Origin of the sequence: Nocardia sp. NPDC052001, assembly GCF_040680615.1 — a bacterium.
GTDB lineage: Bacteria > Actinomycetota > Actinomycetes > Mycobacteriales > Mycobacteriaceae > Nocardia.
The window spans coordinates 172,003-191,315 of record NZ_JBFAXC010000010.1 but is presented as its reverse complement, the minus strand read 5'-3'; the positions used below and the strand labels follow the sequence as shown (position 1 = coordinate 191,315).

At 66.7% G+C, this 19,313-nt stretch carries 15 protein-coding genes, 1 tRNA gene and 1 pseudogene; 4 read left to right on the top strand and 13 right to left on the bottom strand.

Annotated features, from left to right (window positions below):
- Nucleotides 1-7: 7 nt before the first annotated feature.
- From AB0L82_RS35075 to argS, 11 genes are all read right to left on the bottom strand, one after another.
- Entirely contained in the window at nt 8-1,201 is a 1,194-nt protein-coding gene (locus tag AB0L82_RS35075) for an MraY family glycosyltransferase (RefSeq protein ID WP_364646470.1), read from the bottom strand.
- A gap of 11 nt (nt 1,202-1,212) precedes the next feature.
- Complete coding sequence (locus tag AB0L82_RS35070) at nt 1,213-1,878, bottom strand: L-threonylcarbamoyladenylate synthase (protein WP_364646466.1); 666 nt, start codon at nt 1,876-1,878, stop codon at nt 1,213-1,215.
- A gap of 121 nt (nt 1,879-1,999) precedes the next feature.
- Nucleotides 2,000-2,875, bottom strand: a complete 876-nt coding sequence (gene prmC, locus AB0L82_RS35065) for a peptide chain release factor N(5)-glutamine methyltransferase (protein ID WP_364646464.1) — start codon at nt 2,873-2,875, stop codon at nt 2,000-2,002.
- 93 nt (nt 2,876-2,968) lie between these two features.
- Entirely contained in the window at nt 2,969-4,048 is a 1,080-nt protein-coding gene (prfA, locus tag AB0L82_RS35060; RefSeq protein WP_364646461.1) for a peptide chain release factor 1, read from the bottom strand.
- 130 nt (nt 4,049-4,178) lie between these two features.
- Nucleotides 4,179-4,406, bottom strand: a complete 228-nt coding sequence (gene rpmE, locus AB0L82_RS35055; RefSeq protein ID WP_364646458.1) for a 50S ribosomal protein L31 — start codon at nt 4,404-4,406, stop codon at nt 4,179-4,181.
- A 674-nt stretch (nt 4,407-5,080) separates the two neighbouring features.
- Nucleotides 5,081-7,135 carry a transcription termination factor Rho gene (gene rho, locus AB0L82_RS35050; RefSeq protein WP_364646455.1) on the bottom strand — a complete coding sequence of 685 codons (2,055 nt, stop codon included), beginning with the start codon at nt 7,133-7,135 and terminating at the stop codon, nt 5,081-5,083.
- Nucleotides 7,136-7,460: 325 nt separating this feature from the next.
- Nucleotides 7,461-8,411 (bottom strand): homoserine kinase, encoded by a 951-nt coding sequence (gene thrB, locus AB0L82_RS35045; RefSeq protein ID WP_364646452.1) that lies wholly within the window; start codon nt 8,409-8,411, stop codon nt 7,461-7,463.
- Nucleotides 8,412-8,437: 26 nt separating this feature from the next.
- A complete protein-coding gene (gene thrC / locus AB0L82_RS35040) occupies nt 8,438-9,523 on the bottom strand; it encodes a threonine synthase (RefSeq protein WP_364646449.1) in 1,086 nt (361 codons plus the stop codon).
- A complete protein-coding gene (locus AB0L82_RS35035; RefSeq protein WP_364646446.1) occupies nt 9,520-10,875 on the bottom strand; it encodes a homoserine dehydrogenase in 1,356 nt (451 codons plus the stop codon). The genes thrC and AB0L82_RS35035 overlap by 4 nt, the downstream gene beginning before the upstream one ends.
- Nucleotides 10,872-12,293 carry a diaminopimelate decarboxylase gene (lysA, locus tag AB0L82_RS35030; protein WP_364646443.1) on the bottom strand — a complete coding sequence of 474 codons (1,422 nt, stop codon included), beginning with the start codon at nt 12,291-12,293 and terminating at the stop codon, nt 10,872-10,874. The genes AB0L82_RS35035 and lysA overlap by 4 nt, the downstream gene beginning before the upstream one ends.
- The gene (argS, locus tag AB0L82_RS35025; RefSeq protein ID WP_364646440.1) at nt 12,294-13,952 is read right to left on the bottom strand and encodes an arginine--tRNA ligase; all 1,659 of its coding nucleotides are present in this window, start codon (nt 13,950-13,952) and stop codon (nt 12,294-12,296) included.
- 125 nt (nt 13,953-14,077) lie between these two features.
- Between argS and AB0L82_RS35020 the strand changes: the two genes are divergently transcribed.
- The 3 genes from AB0L82_RS35020 to AB0L82_RS35010 all read left to right on the top strand — a co-directional run bounded on the left by AB0L82_RS35020 (nt 14,078) and on the right by AB0L82_RS35010 (nt 15,960).
- A complete protein-coding gene (locus AB0L82_RS35020) occupies nt 14,078-15,052 on the top strand; it encodes a DUF3105 domain-containing protein (protein ID WP_364646437.1) in 975 nt (324 codons plus the stop codon).
- On the top strand, nt 15,052-15,768 hold the full coding sequence (locus AB0L82_RS35015; RefSeq protein ID WP_364646434.1) for a DUF305 domain-containing protein: 717 nt from the start codon (nt 15,052-15,054) through the stop codon (nt 15,766-15,768). Before AB0L82_RS35020 ends, AB0L82_RS35015 begins: the two co-directional genes overlap by 1 nt.
- Nucleotides 15,769-15,887: 119 nt before the next feature.
- Nucleotides 15,888-15,960 (top strand) — tRNA-Arg (locus AB0L82_RS35010).
- Nucleotides 15,961-16,028: 68 nt separating this feature from the next.
- Here AB0L82_RS35010 and AB0L82_RS35005 read toward each other — a convergent pair.
- A pseudogene (locus tag AB0L82_RS35005) lies at nt 16,029-16,408 on the bottom strand (carbonic anhydrase); the annotation flags it as partial.
- Between the two features lie 195 nt (nt 16,409-16,603).
- Here AB0L82_RS35005 and AB0L82_RS35000 point away from each other — a divergent pair.
- Nucleotides 16,604-17,896: a lipase family protein gene (locus AB0L82_RS35000; RefSeq protein ID WP_364646430.1), complete on the top strand. Its 1,293-nt coding sequence runs from the start codon at nt 16,604-16,606 to the stop codon at nt 17,894-17,896.
- Here AB0L82_RS35000 and AB0L82_RS34995 read toward each other — a convergent pair.
- Complete coding sequence (locus AB0L82_RS34995) at nt 17,851-19,182, bottom strand: hypothetical protein (protein ID WP_364646427.1); 1,332 nt, start codon at nt 19,180-19,182, stop codon at nt 17,851-17,853. The genes AB0L82_RS35000 and AB0L82_RS34995 overlap by 46 nt on opposite strands.
- Nucleotides 19,183-19,313 lie beyond the last annotated feature (131 nt).

Below are 19,313 nucleotides of genomic sequence, written 5' to 3'. Positions count from 1 at the left end.
GCAAACTCTACCGGGCGGTCGCGTCCGGGCCGCGCGGTGGTTTGCGTCCCGCACGCGCGGTGAGCTCGCGCCACGACGGCACCGAGGTCACGATCAGCGCGAATACCAGGCCCGCCGCGAACAGCAGCACCACCACGCGCCGATCCATCAATGACGTGCCGACCGCGCCGAAAGCGAGCACGCTCACCCACAAGTAGATCAACAGCACGACGCGGCGATGCGAATGCCCGATCTGCAGCAAACGGTGATGCAGATGCATTTTGTCGGGAGTGGAGAAACTCACACCCGCGCGAACTCGGCGCACGATCGCCAAAACAAGATCGAGTACCGGAATGAACATCACCGCGCCCACCAGCAACAGCGGCGACAACAGACCCACGATGTCGCGCGGGCCGTAACCCTGCAGCGGAATTCGGCCCGACGCACCCGTCGACACCGCGGCCAGCATCAATCCGATGAGCATGGAGCCGGTGTCGCCCATGAATATTCGGGCCGGTTGAAAATTGTGCGGCAGAAATCCCAGACAACCACCGGCAAGCGCGGCGGCCAGCAGCGCGGGCGGATAGGTATCGGTCGAACCGCCGACTTCGTAGAGCAGGCCGACGCTGAACACGAAAACCGCGACCGAGGCGATGAAACCCAGACCCGCGGCCAAACCGTCCAGACCGTCGACGAAATTCATGGCATTGATGAGCGTCACCGTGATGCCGACCGTCACCAGACCGCCCTGCAGCGGATCCAGCACCACGGTCTCATTGGTGAAGGGGTTGTAGATGGCCACCCAGGACAGGCCCATCACCGCCATCACCCCGGCCGCGGTCACCTGACCGACGAATTTGGTGAGCGCGTCCAAACCCCAGCGGTCGTCGATGATTCCGACCAGCACGATCAGCGTGCCCGCCGCGAGCACCGCCGGAATGTCCTTCGGATAGTCGAAGCCGCGGCGCAACGCGGGCAGCTGATGCGCGAACAGCACGGCGCCGATGACACCCAGATAGATGCCGAGCCCGCCCATGCGGGGAATCGGCTTCACATGGACATCGCGCTCACGCGGTACCGCCACGGCGCCGAAGGCAATGGCCCCCACCCGGATTCCGCCGGTGCAGAGAAAGGTCACCACCGACGCGACGAACAGCACCAGCAGCAGCTCCCGCAGCGGGACGACCGCGCCCTGGCTGAAAACGCCCTGACTCAACAGCATTTATCGGGCCGTCACCGCTCGCCTGGGGACAGCAGCTCCTCCGGCGACATGCCGAGGACCTCCGCCACCTTCTCGGTCGGGACGGCGCCCTCGCGCAGAATGCGCGGGGCATCGGACGTCAGATCCACGATGGTGGAGGCGATCGCGTGATCGGCGGGACCGCCGTCGAGGTACACCCCGACCAGATCGCCCAGTTGCGCCTTGGCCTCCGCGGCGGTCTTGGCGGGCGGCTGCCCGGACACGTTCGCACTCGACACCGCGAGCGGGCCGACCTCACGCAGCACCTCGAGCGCGACCGGATGCAACGGCATCCGCAGCATCACCGTGCCGCGGGTGTCCCCCAGGTCCCAGGCGAGCGAAGGGGCTTGCTGCACAACGAGACTCAGGCCACCGGGCCAGAACGCGCGGATGAGTTCGCGCGCCTGCGGGCGGACCGAGAACACCAAGCCGTCGATCGTGTTCCACGATCCGACGAGCACCGGCACCGGCATATCCCGGCCACGCCGCTTGGCGGCCAGCAGCGCGCTGACAGCCTGGCTGTCGAAGGCGTCGGCGGCCAGGCCGTAGAGGGTGTCGGTCGGAATCACTGCCAGCCGTCCCGATTTCAGCGCACTCCGGGCCGCGATCAAACCAGCGGCCCGCGAATCGGAATCGGCACAGTCGTAGACGGTACTCACGCGCAACATCTTGGCACGGATACCTCGAGAGTCATTCGTCGCGGTGGGTCGCGGGCGGCGCGGACTCGAATTCCACGACCACCCGGACGGAAAGTCCGCCGATGACGGTGCGCGCGGACGCCTATTCGGCGGCGAACCGAGCGACCACGAAGCGGGGTTTACCCGCGAGATCGGGGTGTTCGACGACCGCGGTGAACCCCGCGGCGGTGAGCAGCGCCGCCACTCCGGAACCGTTGGTGTCATCGTGTTCGATGGCCACCGCACCGCCGGGGCGCAGCAGTCGCGCGATATTCGGAACCATGGGGCGGATGACATCCAGGCCGTCGGGGCCGCCGAAGAGGGCGCGGTGTGGATCGTGGTCCGCGACTTCGGGATCCAGTTCGGCGGCCGCGGGGATATACGGCGGGTTGGATACGACGATGTCGACGGTGCCGGTGAGTTGGCTGAGCAGCTCCGGATCGGTGACATCGGCGGCGTGCAGATCGATGGGGGTGTCGCCCTCGTCCGCGAGTTGCAGGGCATTGCGGCGCGCCCAGGCGATGGCCTCGGAGTCGAGTTCGACCGCGTGCATCTGGACATCGGGGCGAGCGTGCGCGATCGCCAGCGCGAGCGCGCCCGAACCGGTGCAGAGATCCACCACGATCGGCTGGTGTTCGTGGCCGACCGCTTCCAATTGAGCCAGGGCCCAGGCGAAGAGCAACTCGGTCTCCGGACGAGGGATGAACACGCCCGGTCCCACCGCGAGATCGATCTCCCCCATCGCCGCCGTACCCGTAAGGTGTTGCAGCGGAACGCGTTCGGCGCGACGGGCCACCAGTTTGCGGAATTCCTCCAACTGGTCGGCGGTGACCATCGGCACCAGGGCCAGGCGCATGCGGTCCACGCCCAGCACGTGTGCCGCGAGCAATTCCGCGTCCGTGCCGGGGCTGTGCACCCCGGCGGCCGCCAACACTTCCGCGGCCTCGCGGATCGCAGGGCGCAACGGCGCGCGGTTCATGATGTGCCGACCTCTCCGGTGGACGGTCCCGACAAGCGATTCATATTCCCACGAAAGCCGTTCCGACCGGCAGGATTCGGTTAGCTGAGGGGTTTATTCGGCGGCGAGGCGGGCGGCGCGGTCGGCCTCGCCGAGGGCCTGGAAGAGGTCTTCCAGATTGCCGTCGAGCACCGAATCGAGGTTGTGCGCCTTGAAGCCGATGCGGTGATCGGCGATCCGGTTCTCGGGGAAGTTGTAGGTGCGGATGCGCTCGGAGCGGTCGACGGTGCGAATCTGCGAGGCGCGGCCCGCGGCGGCTTCCTGATCGGCCTGCTCCTCGGCCAGCGCCTGCAACCGGGCGGCCAGCACCTGCATGGCGCGCATCTTGTTCTGCAGCTGCGAACGCTCGTTCTGGCAGGTCACGACGATGCCGGTGGGTAGGTGGGTGATGCGGACGGCGGAGTCGGTGGTGTTGACGCCCTGTCCGCCCTTACCGGAGGAGCGGTACACGTCGACGCGCAGATCCTTATCGTCGATCTGCACCTCTTCCACCTCGTCGGGCTCGGGGTACACCAGGACGCCGGCGGCCGAGGTGTGGATGCGGCCCTGCGATTCGGTGACGGGTACGCGCTGTACGCGGTGCACGCCGCCCTCGAATTTCAGCTTGGACCAGACGCCGTCCAGGGACGGCTCCTTGGCCTTGATGGAGATGGTCGCCTCTTTGTAGCCACCCATATCGGTGATGTTGGCGTCGAGCACCTCGACCTTCCACCCGTGCCGTTCGGCGTACCGGATGTACATGCGCGCCAGATCGGAGGCGAAGAGCGCGGATTCCTCACCGCCTTCACCCGATTTCACTTCCAGCACAACGTCATCCGCGTCATGCGGATCGCGCGGGGCGAGCAGATCGGTGAGCGTCTTCTCCAATTCCTCGACCTGCGCGCGCAATCCCGGGATTTCGGCGGCGAAGGAGGAATCGTCGGCGGCGAGTTCTTCGGCCGCCGCCAGATCGTCACGCGTGGTGGTGAGTTTGTTGTAGGCGGCCATGATCGGGCCGAGTTCGGCGAAGCGCTTGCCGACCCGGCGCGCCGCGCCCGGATTGTTGTGCAGGTCCGGATCGGCCAGCTGGGCTTCCAGCGCGCCGTATTCGGCCAGAATGTCGTCGATCGCGTTGGGGGCTGTCTTGTCAGCCATCGCGGTTGCTCCTCGGGTCGGTCGTGCTCACAGATAGTTTGCGGGTCTTTCCGCTGCTGTCCGCGGCCGACCCTGGAAACACCGCGACGCCCGCCCTGCTTTGTGCACAGGACGGGCGTCGTCAGAGTAGCTAGTTGGCTTCGCTGGCCTTCGCACGCTTGCCGTAGCGAGCCTCGAAGCGAGCCACGCGGCCACCGGTGTCCAGGATCTTCTGCTTGCCCGTGTAGAACGGGTGGCACTGGGAGCAAACTTCGACCGAGATCTGGCCGGACTCCTTGGTGCTCTTGGTCTGGAAGGTGTTGCCGCAGCCGCACACGACCGTCGTATCGACGTACGTGGGGTGAATTCCTGCCTTCATGGTGTCCTTTCGAATGGCGCCGGGTCGCCTCGCGAGGCGTGAACCGGAACCGACTAGGCATGGTTGCCAAACGGAAAGTATAGACAATGCCCGGGCCCGAAAAATTCCGGGCCGATCCGGGCGGGCACTGAACCAACCGATGGGTCGGTTTCGTGTACCCCCAAGAAACTGTGGGCACGCGGGTTCGCGGTCCTCGAGCGAGGCTGAAGAACGAGTAGTTCGCTACTCGTGAATGCGAACACTGGTGTTCATAAAGTAATCGCAGGTGAAAGCCTCGCGACTACGGGAAGGGCAGCTGTGACCAGGAAGGATGCGGAGATCGCCGCAGGGGTGGTCCTGGGAGTGCTGACGCTGATCGTGATCGCGGGGTGGTGTGCCGTTCCGGACGAGTCCGGTCGCGCGGCGGGAAACCAGACCCTGGCCCCTACCCCGCCGCACGGGGACGGCACGCTCACCTACACAGCGGTCACGACGCCGGACAGCGCGTCCGGCGCCGTGACCGCGACCATTCTCGCGGTCATGATCGCGGGAGCGGCGGTCATCGGAATGGCGTTCTACAGCCCGAAACCCGAACCGCGACACCTGCCGACCTACCTACCCGTGAAACGGCGACAGCCCCACCGAAGTGGGGCTGCCGCCGCATCGTTCCAGATGGAATCGCCTGTGCGCGAAGCTTATTCGTCGATGGCGTTCGGCGCGGTCTTGGAGACCGTCATCAGGAACTCGGCATTGCTCTTGGTCTTCTTGAGTCGATCCACGAGCAGGTCGATGGCCTGATGCGAATCCAGACCCGACAGCACGCGGCGCAGCTTGTGCAGCACCCCGGCCTCATCGGGTGACATCAGCAGATCGTCGCGGCGGGTGCCGGACGGGTTGACGTCGACCGCGGGGAACACGCGGCGCTCGGCGATCTTGCGATCGAGCTTGAGCTCGGCGTTACCCGTGCCCTTGAACTCCTCGAAGATGACCGTGTCACCGGTGGAACCGGTCTCCACCATCGCGGTCGCGATAATGGTGAGCGAGCCGCCGTTCTCGATATTGCGGGCCGCGCCGAGGAACCGCTTGGGCGGGTACAGCGCGGTGGAATCCACACCACCGGAAAGGATTCGGCCCGAGGCCGGGGACGAGTTGTTGTACGCGCGGCCCAATCGGGTGATCGAGTCGAGCAGCACCACGACGTCCTGACCCATCTCGACCAGACGCTTCGCACGCTCGATCGCGAGTTCCGCGACCGAGGTGTGATCGCCCGGCGGGCGGTCGAACGTGGAGGCGATGACCTCGCCGCGCACGGAGCGCTGCATATCGGTCACTTCCTCGGGACGCTCGTCCACCAGCACCACCATGAGGTAGCACTCCGGATTGTTGACGGCGATCGCGTTCGCGATGTCCTGCATGATCGTGGTCTTACCCGCCTTGGGCGGGGACACGATCAGCGCGCGCTGACCCTTACCGATCGGCATGATCAGATCGATGATGCGCGTGGTCAGCTTGTTCGGCTGGGTCTCCAGCCGCAGTCGCTGATTCGGGTACAGCGGGGTCAGCTTCTGGAATTCCGGCCGGCGCTTGGCGCTTTCGATATCCGAGCCGTTGACCGTGTCCAGGCGCACCAGCGGATCGAACTTCTGCCGCTGATTGCTCTGATCGCCGTCACGCGGAGCGCGCACCGCGCCGGTGATGGCGTCACCGCGGCGCAGGCCGTTCTTGCGGACCAGGTTCATCGACACGTACACGTCGTTCGGACCGGCCAGGTAGCCGGAGGTGCGCACGAACGCGTAGTTGTCGAGCACGTCGAGAATGCCCGCGACCGGCTGCAGGACGTCGTCCTCGCGGATCTCGAGTTCACGGCTCTCGCGGCTGTTGCCGACCTCGCCGGGCACGCCGTCGCGGTCACGCCCGCGGCGACGCTCACGGAAGCGACGACCCCGGCGACCGCGGCCGCCTTCCTCGTCGTCATCGGCGGCGGCACGATTGCGGTCGCGGTCGTTGTTATTGCCGCCGCGCGCGGTGCCGTTCTGATTGCTGTTCTGGTTCTGGCCGCCGGACTGCTGATTGTTATTGCGCTCGCGGCGACGCTCACCACCCTCCTGCTCCGGCTTCTCAGCGGCAGGGGCGGATTCCGAGGCAGCGGCCTCGGCATTGGCATTTCCGCCGGCGGGACGCTGATCGCGACCCCGGCGCTGGCGACCGCGGCCACGCTGGCCGCCATCGCGGTTGTCGTCACCGCTCTCGGCGCGAGTGCCCTCGGCCTCTTCCCGCTTCGCCTCACGCGGCTCGGCGGTCTTCTCGGCGGAGTTGTACGTCGGAACCTCGGTCTTGACCCGGGTTTCCACGACCTTCGCGGGGGCGGTTTCGGCCTTCACGGCAGCGGTTTCGGCCTTCGCGGGAGCGGGCGCAGCCGACGCGGACTCCCCGCCGGTCGGCGCAGAATCGCTCTTGCCCTTGGCATTCCGCGCGGAGGTGGCCTTGCCACCGGTCTCCTTCGCGGCGCCGCCGGACTGATTCTCCTTGATGGCGGCGATGAGATCACCCTTACGCATCCCGGAGGTGCCTCGAATTCCGAGTTCCCCCGCAAGCGCACGCAACTGCGGCAACAACATTCCAGTCAGCCCCGATCGTGCGATGTCAGTGTGTTCGCTCATCTTCGAAATCTGTCCGGATTCACTTTCGCGATCCGAGGAGGTTGAATCACTTTCCACCCCGGGTGTCGCGAGCAGGTCCGTATCTGTCACGGAAATCCTTTCCTTCCCTCGACTGCCGTGTGCCTGTTCGAGGGTTCCTCCTGCAGTCCGGTCGTATGCCGGACTCGGATGCCGTATCGCGTGCTGCGCCGGATTGGTGGTTTTACCACCGCGTGGGCTTCGCCACCGAGTGAAAAGGTGGGAGAGATCATTCCAGTGAACTGGCTACCCCCAAGTTTCGAGCCTCAAGCCTCGAGCCTGAGCAAGGAGCCTCTGGAGCGATTTGCCCTGATGAAGCACCGGCGTCTGACGCGCACGATGTACGGACTCGCTCAGGATAGCTCCCGGCCTTTACATCGGCAAGGCAGGCGCGCTGTCAATCCACCGATACCCCACCGGCAATACCGGGTTCGAGAACTCGCAGTCCGTCGGCAATGGCGAGTTCGCGCAGTTCCGCAGGGAATTCGCTGGTCCCGAGGGCCAGAATGGTCGGTCCGGCGCCGGAAACGGTGGCGGCGATACCCGCGGCGCGCAGGCGTTCGATCCATTTCGTGGTGAGCGGCAGCGCGGACGCGCGGTAACCCTGGTGTAGCCGGTCCGCGGTGGCGGGGAGCAGCAGGTCAGGACGTTGCGTCAAGGCTACGACGGCGAGTGCGGCGCGGCTGGCATTGAAGGCCGCGTCGGCGTGCGGGACATTGTCCGGCAGCAGTCCCCGGGTGTGCGCGGTCGAGGACCGCTCTTCGGGAATGAGCACGACCGGGCGCAGCGACGGATGCGGTTCCAGACGGACCGCGCGGTAGGCGCGAACGTGGTGGTCCGCCAGGCCATTTGCGTCGGGACGGTCGGTTTCGGTCCAGGACACCACGATTCCGCCGAGCACACTGGCCGAGGAATTATCCGGGTGGCCTTCGAATTCGGCCGCCAGCTGCACCATGACGTCCTGGTCATAGGCCAGTGCGGCATCGAATTTCGCGGCGAGACCGCGACCGGCGGCCAGCCCGCCGACCACCGCGGAGGCCGAGGAGCCCAGCCCCCGCGAATGCGGAATCACGTTGCGGCACAGCACGTCCAGGCCATCGGCCCAGACGCCCGCGGCCTGCAGGCCGCGTTCGATGGCGCGCACCACGAGATGTGAAGGGCCCCAGGGCACATCGTCCGCGCCCTCACCCTCGACCCGGATGTTCAAACCGGAATCGGTGGTGGTGACCACGATCTCGTCGTACACCCCCAGCGCGATGCCGAGGGTGTCGAAACCCGGCCCCAGATTGGCGCTGGACGCCGGAACCCGCACGGTGACGGTGATTCCAGCGGGCAGCGTCCTGGTCATCAACTGACCTTCGCGCGAATTCACTGTCAGGCCAGCTCGAGTGCGTGCGCCACGGCGACCGGATCGACCGCGATCGGCTTGACCTCGGGCATACCGGCCAGCGCGTTGTCCGGATCCTTGAGACCGTTGCCGGTCACGGTGCAGACCACGGTCAGACCGGAATCGAGCCAGCCCTCCTGGCGTGCCGCGAGCAGACCGGCGACCGAGGCGGCCGACGCGGGCTCCACGAAAACACCCTCGGTGGCGGCGACCAGGCGGTACGCCTCGAGGATCTTCTCATCGGTGGCGGCCCGGAACGCGCCGCCGGACTCCTCTTTCGCGGCCATCGCGGCATTCCACGACGCCGGGGCGCCGATCCGGATGGCGGTGGCGATGGTCTCCGGATCGCTCACCGGCGCGCCGTTGACCAGCGGAGCCGCACCGGCGGCCTGTACGCCCAGCATGCGCGGGCGCGAGCTGGAGGTGCCGTCGGCGTAGTACTCGCCGTAACCCTTCCAGTACGCGGTGATGTTTCCGGCGTTGCCGACCGGAAGCACGTGCACATCGGGGGCCTTGCCGAGCGCGTCCACGATTTCGAACGCGGCGGTCTTCTGGCCCTCGATGCGGGCCGGGTTCACCGAGTTCACCAGGCCGACCTCGGGGAAGTCCGCGGTGACCTTGCGCGCCAGTTCGAGGCAATCGTCGAAATTGCCCTCGACCTGAATGATCTTCGCACCCAGCATGACCGCCTGGGCCAGCTTGCCCATGGCGATCTTGCCCTGCGGAATCAGCACCGCGCAGTGCAGACCCGCGCGGGTCGCGTACGCGGCGGCCGAGGCCGAGGTGTTGCCGGTGGAGGCGCACAGCACCGCGGTCTTACCGCTGTACTTGGCATCGGTCATGGCCATGGTCATGCCGCGGTCCTTGAACGAACCCGTCGGATTCGCGCCCTCGACCTTGAGGTACACCTCACAGCCGGTCAGCTCGGACAGATGCGTGGCGGGCACCAGCGGGGTGCCGCCCTCGAACAGCGTCACCGGCTCCCAGTCGGCGGGCACGGGCAGACGATCCCGGTACGCGGTGATCAAACCGGGCCACGGGGTATGCACGGCAGACCGCGCAGTCGTACTCATTCCTCGGTGCCTTCCAATCTCAGAACGCTGGTCACGGATGTGACGGAATCCAGTTCGGCCAACGCGGCCACGGTATCGGCAAGGGCCGATTCCTGCGCGTGGTGGGTCACCACGACCAGGCGGGCGCCCGCGTCATGACCTTCCTGGCGGACCGTCGAAATGCTGACCCCATGCTTGGCGAATTCGCCCGCGACCGCCTGGAGTACACCGGTGCGGTCGGCGACCTGCATATTCACGTGGTAGCGGGTCGGGGTTTCACCGATCGAGGCGATCGGCAGCTCAGCATAAACCGACTCGCCCGGAGCGCGGCCACCGTAGAACTTGTTGCGCGCCGCCATAACCAGATCGCCCATCACGGCCGAGGCGGTCGGCGCGCCGCCCGCGCCCTGTCCGTAGAACATCAGGCGGCCGGCGTTCTCGGCCTCCACCACGACCGCGTTGAACGCGCCGCTGACCGAGGCCAGGGGGTGCTTGCGCGGGATGAGCGCCGGGTAGACGCGCACGGAGATGGACTCCTTGCCGCCGTCATCGGTGACGCGCTCGGCCATGGCCAGCAGTTTCACCGTGCAGCCGACAGCCGCGGCGGTCTCCAGATCCTCGGCGGTGATCTTGGAGATGCCCTCGCGGTAGACATCGGCCGCGGTCACGCGGGTGTGGAAGGCGACCGAGGCCAGGATGGCGGCCTTGGCGGCGGCGTCATAACCCTCGACGTCGGCGGTCGGATCGGCCTCGGCGTAACCCAGGCGGGTGGCCTCGGCCAGCACATCGGCATACGCCGCGCCGGTTTCGGCCATGGCCGAGAGGATGAAGTTGGTGGTGCCGTTCACGATGCCGACCACGCGGTTCACCCGGTCACCGGACAGCGACTGGATGAGCGGGCGCAGCACCGGGATCGCACCGGCGACCGCGGCCTCGAAATACAGGTCGGCGCGGTGTGATTCGGCGGCGGCGGACAACTCGCCGGTGTGATCGGCGAGCAGCGCCTTATTGGCGGTGACCACGGACTTGCCGTGCTCGAGCGCGGTGCGGATGAGCGCGCGGGCCGGATCGATACCGCCCATGACCTCGACCACGATGTCCACATCGTCGCGGGCCACGAGCGCCTCGGCGTCGGTGGTGAGCAGCTCGGCGGGGATACCGCGATCCTTGCTCAGATCGCGCACGGAGACCCCGCGCAGCACGACCGGCGCGCCGACGCGATTGCAGAGGTCCTCAGCCTGGTTGCGAATGATGCGAACCACTTCGGTGCCGACCGTGCCCATACCCAGGACCGCGATACCGATGGGATGATCCGATCCCCACACGCCGGTCTTAGCACCGTTGTCTTTTACACGGCTCGCCGTGGCGGTCATGCATTCACCTCCAAGCTGAGTAGGTCCTCCACCGTTTCGCGGCGAAGAATCAAGCGCGCCTTGCCGTCTCGCACCGCGACCACGGCGGGCCGGGTGAGCATGTTGTAACGGCTCGACATCGAGTAGCAGTACGCGCCGGTAGCCGCCACCGCGACCAGGTCACCCGGGCCGACATCGGCCGGGAGCCAGGTATCACGAATGACGATATCCCCACTCTCGCAATGCTTTCCGACCACCCGAGCGACCACCGGCGCGGCCTCGCTGGAGCGCGAGACCAGACGGCAATCGTATTCGGCCTGGTACAGCGCGGGCCGGATATTGTCGCTCATTCCGCCGTCGATGCTGACGTAACGGCGACGCGCGCCCGCGTCGAGCACCACATCCTTGGTGGTGCCGACCTCGTACAGGGTGACCGTGCCCGGTCCGGCGATGGCGCGACCCGGCTCGACCGCGATCTGCGGACGCGGCAGGCCGATCTGGGCCGCTTCCGCGGCGACCAGATCGCACACCTTCGCGGCGAAATCGTCCAGCGGCGGCGGATCATCGCTCGCCAGGTACGAAATACCCAGTCCGCCACCGAGATCCAGCGTCGCGATCTGCGCGGTGCGTTCCACGCCGAACTTGTCGATGACATCGTGCAGCAGGCGCAGCATGCGTCGTGCGGCGACCTCGAAGCCGTCGATCTCGAAGATCTGCGAGCCGATATGGCTGTGCAGGCCGACCAGCTTCAGATTGTCGGACTCGAAGACTCGGGCGATGGCCTCCATGGCATCGCCGCTGGCGATCGAGAAACCGAACTTCTGGTCCTCGTGTGCGGTCGAAATGTATTCGTGCGTATGGGCTTCCACGCCGACGGTGACGCGGACCAGCACCTCGACAACCTTGTCCGCGCGCTTGGCGACGGCTTCCAGCCGTTCGATCTCGATGAGCGAGTCCAGAACCACGTGGCCGACGCCGGCGGCGACCGCCATTTCCAGCTCGGGAACCGATTTATTGTTGCCGTGCAACGCGATTCGCTCGGCCGGGAAACCGGCGTGCAACGCCACCGCGAGTTCGCCGCCGGAACACACGTCCAGGTGCAGGCCCTCGTCGCGAATCCAGCGGGCGATCTCCGCGGACAGGAAAGCCTTGGAGGCGTAGTGCACTCGCGCGTCCGCGCCGAAGGCACGGACCATATCGCGGCAGCGCGAACGGAAGTCGTCCTCGTCGATCACGAACAGCGGCGTGCCATACTCGGCCGCCAGCTCGTGCACCGGCACCCCGGCGAGCCGCACGACGCCGTCAGCATCGCGAGAAGCGTTGCGCGGCCACACATTCGCGGGCAGCGTGATCATCTGCTGGGAGTTCTCCGGCCGCTCGGGAAGGTTCTGAGCGGGCGGAATGTCCGCGTGGCGGGGACCGGCGGGATGTGCACTCATCTACATACGCTCCGGGGCAGTGACGCCTAGCAGGCCGAGGCCGTTGGCCAGCACCTGGCGGGTGGCTTTGACCAGCTCGAGGCGAGCGGCGTTTCGGGGGGTGACAGGCTCGTCACCCATGGGGATGACGCGCATTTCCTTATCGGACTGGAAGGGGTGGTAGGCCCCGGCCAGCTCCTCCAGGTAGCGGACTACCCGGTGCGGTTCACGCATCTCGGCGGCGGTGGCGAGCACGCGCGGGTATTCACCGAGGGTGCGAATCAGCTCACCCTCGCGGTCTGCGGTCATCAGGCTGAAATCCGGTGCGACCGAGGCGAAGTCGAACGCGGCGGAATTGCCGATGATGTTGTTGGTGCGGGCGTGCGCGTATTGCACGTAGTACAGCGGGTTCTCGGTGTCCTGCTTGGTCCACAGGTCCAGATCGATATCGATGCTGGAGTTCACCGACGAGCGCACCAGGGAGTACCGCGCGGCGTCCACGCCGATGGCCTCGACCAGGTCGTCCAGGGTGACCACGGTGCCCGCGCGCTTCGACATGCGCACCGCCACATCGCCTTCGAGCAGATTCACCATCTGGCCGATGAGCACCTCGACGGTGTCCGGATCATCGCCGAACGCGGCGGCGGCGGCCTTCAGACGGCCGATGTAGCCGTGATGGTCCGCGCCCAGCATGTAGATGCACAGGTCGAAGCCGCGTGCGCGCTTGTTCTGGAAGTAGGCGATATCGCCGCCGATGTACGCGGACTTGCCATCGCTCTTGATGACGACGCGGTCCTTGTCATCGCCGTATTCGGTGGACGCGATCCACCAGGCGCCGTCCTTCTCGTAGAGCTTGCCCGAATCCTTGAGCGTCTGAATGGCTTTCTCGACCGCGCCGGAGGCGAACAGCGAGCTCTCGTTGAAGTACACGTCGAAGTCGACGCCGAATTCGTGCAGGTTCTGTTTGATCTGCGCGAACATCAGCTCGACGCCCTCGCGGCGGAACAGCTCGTGCTGTTCGGCCGCGGGCAAACCCGGCGCATCCGGATGCGCGGCGACGATGGTGTCGGCGATCTCCTTGATGTACGCGCCGCCGTACCCGTCCTCCGGGGTGGGCTGCCCGTTCGCGGAGGCGACGAGGGAGTTGGCGAAGCGGTCGATCTGCGCGCCGTGATCGTTGAAGTAGTACTCGCGGGTGACGTCCGCGCCCTGCGCGGACAGGATGCGGCCGAGCGCGTCGCCGACCGCGGCCCAGCGGGTGCCGCCGAGGTGGATGGGTCCGGTCGGGTTGGCGGAGACGAATTCCAAGTTGATTTTGGTCCCGGCGAGCGCGTCGCCGCTGCCGTACTTCGCGCCCGCCGCGAGGATGTTCTCCACGATCGCGCCCTGCGCGGCCTTGGCCAGGCGGATGTTCAGGAAGCCCGGTCCGGCGACCTCGGCGACCTCGATATTGGGGGTCTGGCCCAGCGCCTCGGCGAGCAGATTCGCAAAGTCGCGCGGGTTCATTCCGGCCCGCTTGCCTACCTGCATGGCCACATTCGTGGCATAGTCACCGTGCTCGGGGTTACGGGGACGCTCCACCTTGACCTCGTCGGGCAGGACCGCAGGGTCGGATCCACGTTCGACAAGTACCTTCGCCGCGGTTGCGCGAAGGAGATCTGCAAGGTCAGCTGGAGTCACGAGTCACTATCCTATGGTCTGAGCAGGTGCACGCCGCGCGCGGGCATCGCACGGGCAGGCGCCCAGCAAACGATGCGGCCGCATCGCTTGATTGTCCGAACACGTCGAAGAGAGCACAACTAGTTATGCCGAGCAGCACCAGTGCCAAGTCGGCCAAGGCTATTAAGGCCGCGGGCAAATCGTCGGGATCGGGCCGTAAAGGCGGGTCCGGGGGCAAACTGCCCGTGAAACGGAACATCCCGTGGATGACCATTGCCGCGGTGGTGGCCGTGCTGGCGCTGATCGGCGGAATCGCCGCATTCCTGGTGCCCAAGTACAACGCCAAGGAAGAGATCAAGAACCCTTCCGCGTATATCGACGGCGTGGTCAAAAAGGACTATCCGGCCGGTCTGCACGTGTCCTCGACGCAGCGCGTGGCATACGACCAGGCACCGCCGTTCGGTGGCCCGCACGACGGTTCGTGGGCGGCGTGCATGGGCAATGTGTACGCCAAGGCGATCCGCACGGAGAATGCCGTGCATTCGCTGGAGCACGGTGCGGTGTGGATCACCTACAACCCTGACAAGGTGGATCAGGCGACCATCGACACGCTGAAGAAGAAGGTCGAAGGCCAGCAGTACATGCTGATGTCGCCGTACCCCGGCATGGACACCCCGATCTCGTTGCAGGCGTGGGGTCATCAGCTCAAGCTGCAGAAGGCCGACGATTCGCGGGTGGACCGGTTCATCAAGGATCTGCGCCTGAACTCGAACACCTACCCCGAGGTCGGCGCGAGCTGCGCGAACCCGACCTTCGACACCAACAACCCGCCGCCGTTCGATCCGTCCAAGCCGGGTCCGGACGCGGTGCCGCTGGACGGTAAGGGCCTGACCAAGGACACCACCGAGCTGGGCGGTGCCGGCGGCAGCCAGATTCCCGGCGGCATGCCGAATATCCCCGGTGGCATTCCGGGCCTGCCCGGCGGCACCATCCCCGGCGGCACCCTGCCCGGTGGTGACGCGACCGCGCCCGGCGGCGACGGCACGCTGCCCGGCGGCATCCCCAGCATTCCCGTGCCCACCGGCGACCCGCAGCCGGAGCAGCCGGCTCCGGCGCAGTAATGCCGCCGTTCTTGTCGCACGCGAACGAGCCCGGCGATTCCGAGGCGGCCGAACCCGTGGAGGCGACGGGCCGTAGTCAGCGGCCCGCGCTGCTGATCCTCGGTGTGATCGCGGTGCTGCTGGCCGGTTTCGCCGCGGGCCTGATGGTCGGCAATCTGCGTGCCTCGGATCCGGAGCCCAGCGCGGTGGATATCGGCTTCAGCCAGGACATGTCGGTGCATCACGCACAGGCGGTGGAGATGGCCGCGATCGCGTTCAGCGGCACCACCGATCCGGCGGTGAAGCGGCTGTCCTATGACATCCTCACCACCCAGGGCAATCAGGCGGGCCGCATGCAGGCGTGGCTGCAATCCTGGGGCGAACCGCTGCTGCCCACGGGCGGCTACATGGGCTGGATGACCGATATGTCGGCCCATCACCACATGGGCACCGCCGAGCATTCGGGTCCGGTGGCGGTCATGCCCGGTATGGCCTCCACCGAGGAGATCACGGCGCTGCGCGCGGCCACCGGTCCGGCACTGGACACCATGTTCCTGCAGTTGATGCTGCGGCATCATCAGGGCGGTATGCCCATGATCGAATACGCCGAGCAGCGCGCCGATATCGATGTGGTGCGTTCACTGGCGCAGAGCATGGCCAAAACCCAGTCCAGCGAAGCCGATTTGATGACCCAGATGCTCGCCGAGCGCAAAGCCCCACCGCTCCCGCTCAACTGAGTTCGGTGCCGGGCGTCGCAAAACGCCCGGTCCACCCGGGTTTTTGGCGCAGCGCAGGCAATGCGATACGCTTTCCCAGCCCACTCGGAAAGTCGAGAAGTCCGAGCGGGTCCACCCCCGCCCTCGTAGCTCAGGGGATAGAGCGTCTGCCTCCGGAGCAGAAGGCCGCAGGTTCGAATCCTGCCGAGGGCACCGAAGAGCAAGGCCCCGAACGGCATTCGCCGATCGGGGCCTTTTTCTCGTCTCGGGGCGATGCGACCTCAGCCGACGACCTCGTTGAGTTTGCCGGTGGCCACGTCGAATACGAAGCCGCGCAAGGACGTTGTCGCGGTGATGAACGGGCTGGCCTCGATGCGCCGAATCGATTGCCGCACATCATCGTCCAGATCCGGGAAGGCTTCGGCGGACCAGGCGGGCTTGATGCCGGTGTCGTCCTGGATGGTGCGTTGAAGTCGTCGTCGGTGAAGGTGAGCATGCCGCAGTCGGTGTGGTGGATGAGGATGATCTCGGTGGTGCCCAGCAGGCGCTGACTGATGGCGAGCGAGCGGATCTCGTCATCGGTGACCACGCCGCCCGCATTGCGGATGACATGCGCCTCCCCGTCCCCCAGGCCGAGAATGCGATACACGTCGAGCCGGGCGTGCGAATCTCCGCATCGACCGTGGCGCAGTGGCGGGTGTCGCGCGAGGGATGCGCGCACCGTGAAATAAACGCTTGCGCTGGGCGTATCCGGACTCGTCCGGGCAGGTGGCGGGCGCGCGGGGGTGAGGGCTGACACTCACCAGGGCGTGTTGCCTTGCCCCCTAATTTGCCAACAGACCGGTATCTTTTGGGCATGTCGGACATCGAGGAGAGGTGCGCGGACCTACCACGGCGGCGACATGCGCGACGGACCGGATCGATAGCCAGCGCGGCTCTGGCCGGCATCGCGGGAACCTGCATCGCCGTCGCACCGGGCCATGCCACCCCCGTCACCCCCATTGCGATCGTGGATGAGACCACCGATGTCGCGGCGTTCTACACCGCGCCCGAGGATCGGGTCGCCGGTCCGCACGGATCGGTGATCCAGTTGCGGCCCATCGACGGTGATCCGGGAATTCCGGGGGCACGGAACTATCTGGTGCTGTACCGATCCGTCGATATGCAGGGGAATTCGACGGCGGTATCGGGCACCGTGGCGGTGCCCGAGGGCACCCCGCCCCCGGGCGGCTGGCCGCTGATCTCGTGGGCGCACGGCACCACCGGGGTCGATGATTCCTGCGCGCCCTCGCACGACACCTCCGATGCCTTCCCCGCGCACGATTACACCTCCCTGGTTCGAAAAGTGCAGGCGCAGTGGATATCCGCGGGTTACGCGGTGGCGCAGACCGACTATCAGGGCCTGGGCACGCCCGGCCCGCACGGCTATCTGATCGGTACCGCCGAACAGCGCGCGGTCACCGATATGGCAAGGGCCGCAAGGCAAATCGAACCGGAGATCGGCACCCGCTGGGTGGCGATGGGGCATTCACAGGGTGGGCAGGCGGCCGTTTTCGCCGATGCGCAGGCGCAGCAGTGGGCGCCGGAGCTCCAACTGCTGGGTGCGGTCGCGCTGGCTCCCGCATCGCATCAGGGCATCGGTATCCAGGCATCGCAGTTGGCCACGGCGGTGGGCGCGTCCACCACGCTCGGTCCGCTCACGGGTGGAGCGACCGCGTTCCTGCCCTTGATCATTCGGGGCGCGCAGACGGTCGCCGATATCGATCCGGCGCGCTTCCTGACCCCGGACGCGGCGGCCATGGTCACCCTGGCGGACGTGGGATGCATCGCGCAGCTGCGGAGTCCGCAGCAGTGGGGCGGGCTGACCGCGAGCGAGGTGTTCGCACCCGACGGCGATATTCACGCGCTCACCCGGGTGCTGAATGAAAACGATCCCAGCACACTGACTTTCGCGCAGCCGCTGCTGGTTTTGCAGGGCCGGGCCGATGCCACGGTGCCCGCGGCCGCCACCGATGTCATGGTGGTGCGCCAGCGCGCCGCGGGCCAGCCGGTGCAGTATCGCGGATATCCGGGTGTCGATCACCGGGGTGTACTGGAGGCGTCCTACGCGGACGCGCTGAGCTGGGTCGACGGCCGCTTCGGCAGGTGATCGACGGGTCGGACACGGTACAGCAGCGCAAGCCCTGCCAGACATCCGAGACTGATGGCTACGGCCACCCAGCCGGGCGCCGCGGACGCCGAACCCGTCGGATCCCGATACCAGCGCGGCGAATACGCGACACGTTCGAAATCACTGCCGCGCAGGGCGACAACGAGGCAGGGCACCAGTAGGACCGCGAACGCCACGGCATTGCTCGCAGCCGAGCGCTGTGCGACCGCACCGGCGAAGCAATAGCCCAGCAGCAGGCCGACGGCGGTGATTCCGATCAGCGGGATGATCGCTTCGGTGCGCGCCTGACCGGCGGTGGCCGCCGCGAATACGCCGATGGCCGCGCTGCCGAGCAGCCCCGCCGACGGGGAATGCCATCGCCGCCCGGCATAGAAACCCAGTACCACCGCGATCAACGGCAGTGGCGCACTCCAGTCCGGCCGTGGAACGGCGATGATCGCGCTGCCCGAATTGGCGACCGCCAAGGCCAGCAGTACCACGACACCGTCCCGGCCCGGCAGCAATAGCGCTCCCACGATCGCGGCGACCAGGATTGTGGCTGCGATCGCGGTGACCTGCGGCGGCGTCCCGGCGTGTTTGACCAGCCATTCCGTCGTCACCGCGGTGGTGCCGACCAGCAGCAGCGCCGACAGGATGGGAGCGATGGGCAGTTCGCCTCCATCCGCTTCATCCGGTTTCGGTTCGGTCCGCCGCATCGCCACCGCCGCGGCCAGGGCGAGCACCGCGATCAGCACCAGCCACAGCGGCGGGGTTCCGCTGGCCGCCCATTCGATGAATGTGCGCTGTGGTCCGCCGGATTCGGGTAGCGAGGTGAGATCACCGATCAGAATGCTGGACAGCGCACCGATGAGAAACGCGGTGGTCGCGATCGGTCTGCCGAATACCGCGACGGTCAAGGCGCCCAGCAGGATGCCGCCGAAGATGGAATCGACGTAGTTGACGGTGATGAGCGTGCCGGTGAGTGAGCTGTTCAGATTCCAGAGGTGATCGGTCAGCAGGACAGCGGCGCTGCCGAAAGCGGCGAGCCAGGCGGTGCGCTGCCCCAGGGCCACCGCCAGCGCTGCGGCGATGACCGCGAACATCGCGCCCGCGGCGGCGGCACGGGGCATATTCAGAATGAGCAGATCGACTTCCATCGGCCCCTCATTGGCCCAATTCAGATCGAGGGGAGCCATGAGCAACAACCCGGCGACCACGGCACCGAGAAATGCCGAGGCGGCCTCGATGGCCCCTGTGTACCGGCGAATATCAGGCATCGCAGTCACGCTCACAGGTTGCACCAACGCGAACTTCGCGCCCATCTCGTCACCCTCTCACCGGTGATCGAACGCTTCTCGCGCTACAGCCGAACGAACAGCTAACTGTTTGCGAGATTAACAGCAAATGAGCATGGGTG

Bases quoted from the DNA above. Each gene is read 5' to 3' on its own strand.
- AB0L82_RS35075 (WP_364646470.1), bottom strand. From the start codon at position 1,201: ATGCTGTTGAGTCAGGGCGTTTTCAGCCAGGGCGCGGTCGTCCCGCTG.
- prmC (WP_364646464.1), bottom strand. From the start codon at position 2,875: ATGAACCGCGCGCCGTTGCGCCCTGCGATCCGCGAGGCCGCGGAAGTG.
- prfA (WP_364646461.1), bottom strand. From the start codon at position 4,048: ATGGCTGACAAGACAGCCCCCAACGCGATCGACGACATTCTGGCCGAA.
- rpmE (WP_364646458.1), bottom strand. From the start codon at position 4,406: ATGAAGGCAGGAATTCACCCCACGTACGTCGATACGACGGTCGTGTGC.
- thrB (WP_364646452.1), bottom strand. From the start codon at position 8,411: ATGACCAGGACGCTGCCCGCTGGAATCACCGTCACCGTGCGGGTTCCG.
- thrC (WP_364646449.1), bottom strand. From the start codon at position 9,523: ATGAGTACGACTGCGCGGTCTGCCGTGCATACCCCGTGGCCCGGTTTG.
- AB0L82_RS35035 (WP_364646446.1), bottom strand. From the start codon at position 10,875: ATGACCGCCACGGCGAGCCGTGTAAAAGACAACGGTGCTAAGACCGGC.
- lysA (WP_364646443.1), bottom strand. From the start codon at position 12,293: ATGAGTGCACATCCCGCCGGTCCCCGCCACGCGGACATTCCGCCCGCT.
- AB0L82_RS35020 (WP_364646437.1), top strand. From the start codon at position 14,078: ATGCCGAGCAGCACCAGTGCCAAGTCGGCCAAGGCTATTAAGGCCGCG.
- AB0L82_RS35015 (WP_364646434.1), top strand. From the start codon at position 15,052: ATGCCGCCGTTCTTGTCGCACGCGAACGAGCCCGGCGATTCCGAGGCG.
- AB0L82_RS35000 (WP_364646430.1), top strand. From the start codon at position 16,604: ATGTCGGACATCGAGGAGAGGTGCGCGGACCTACCACGGCGGCGACAT.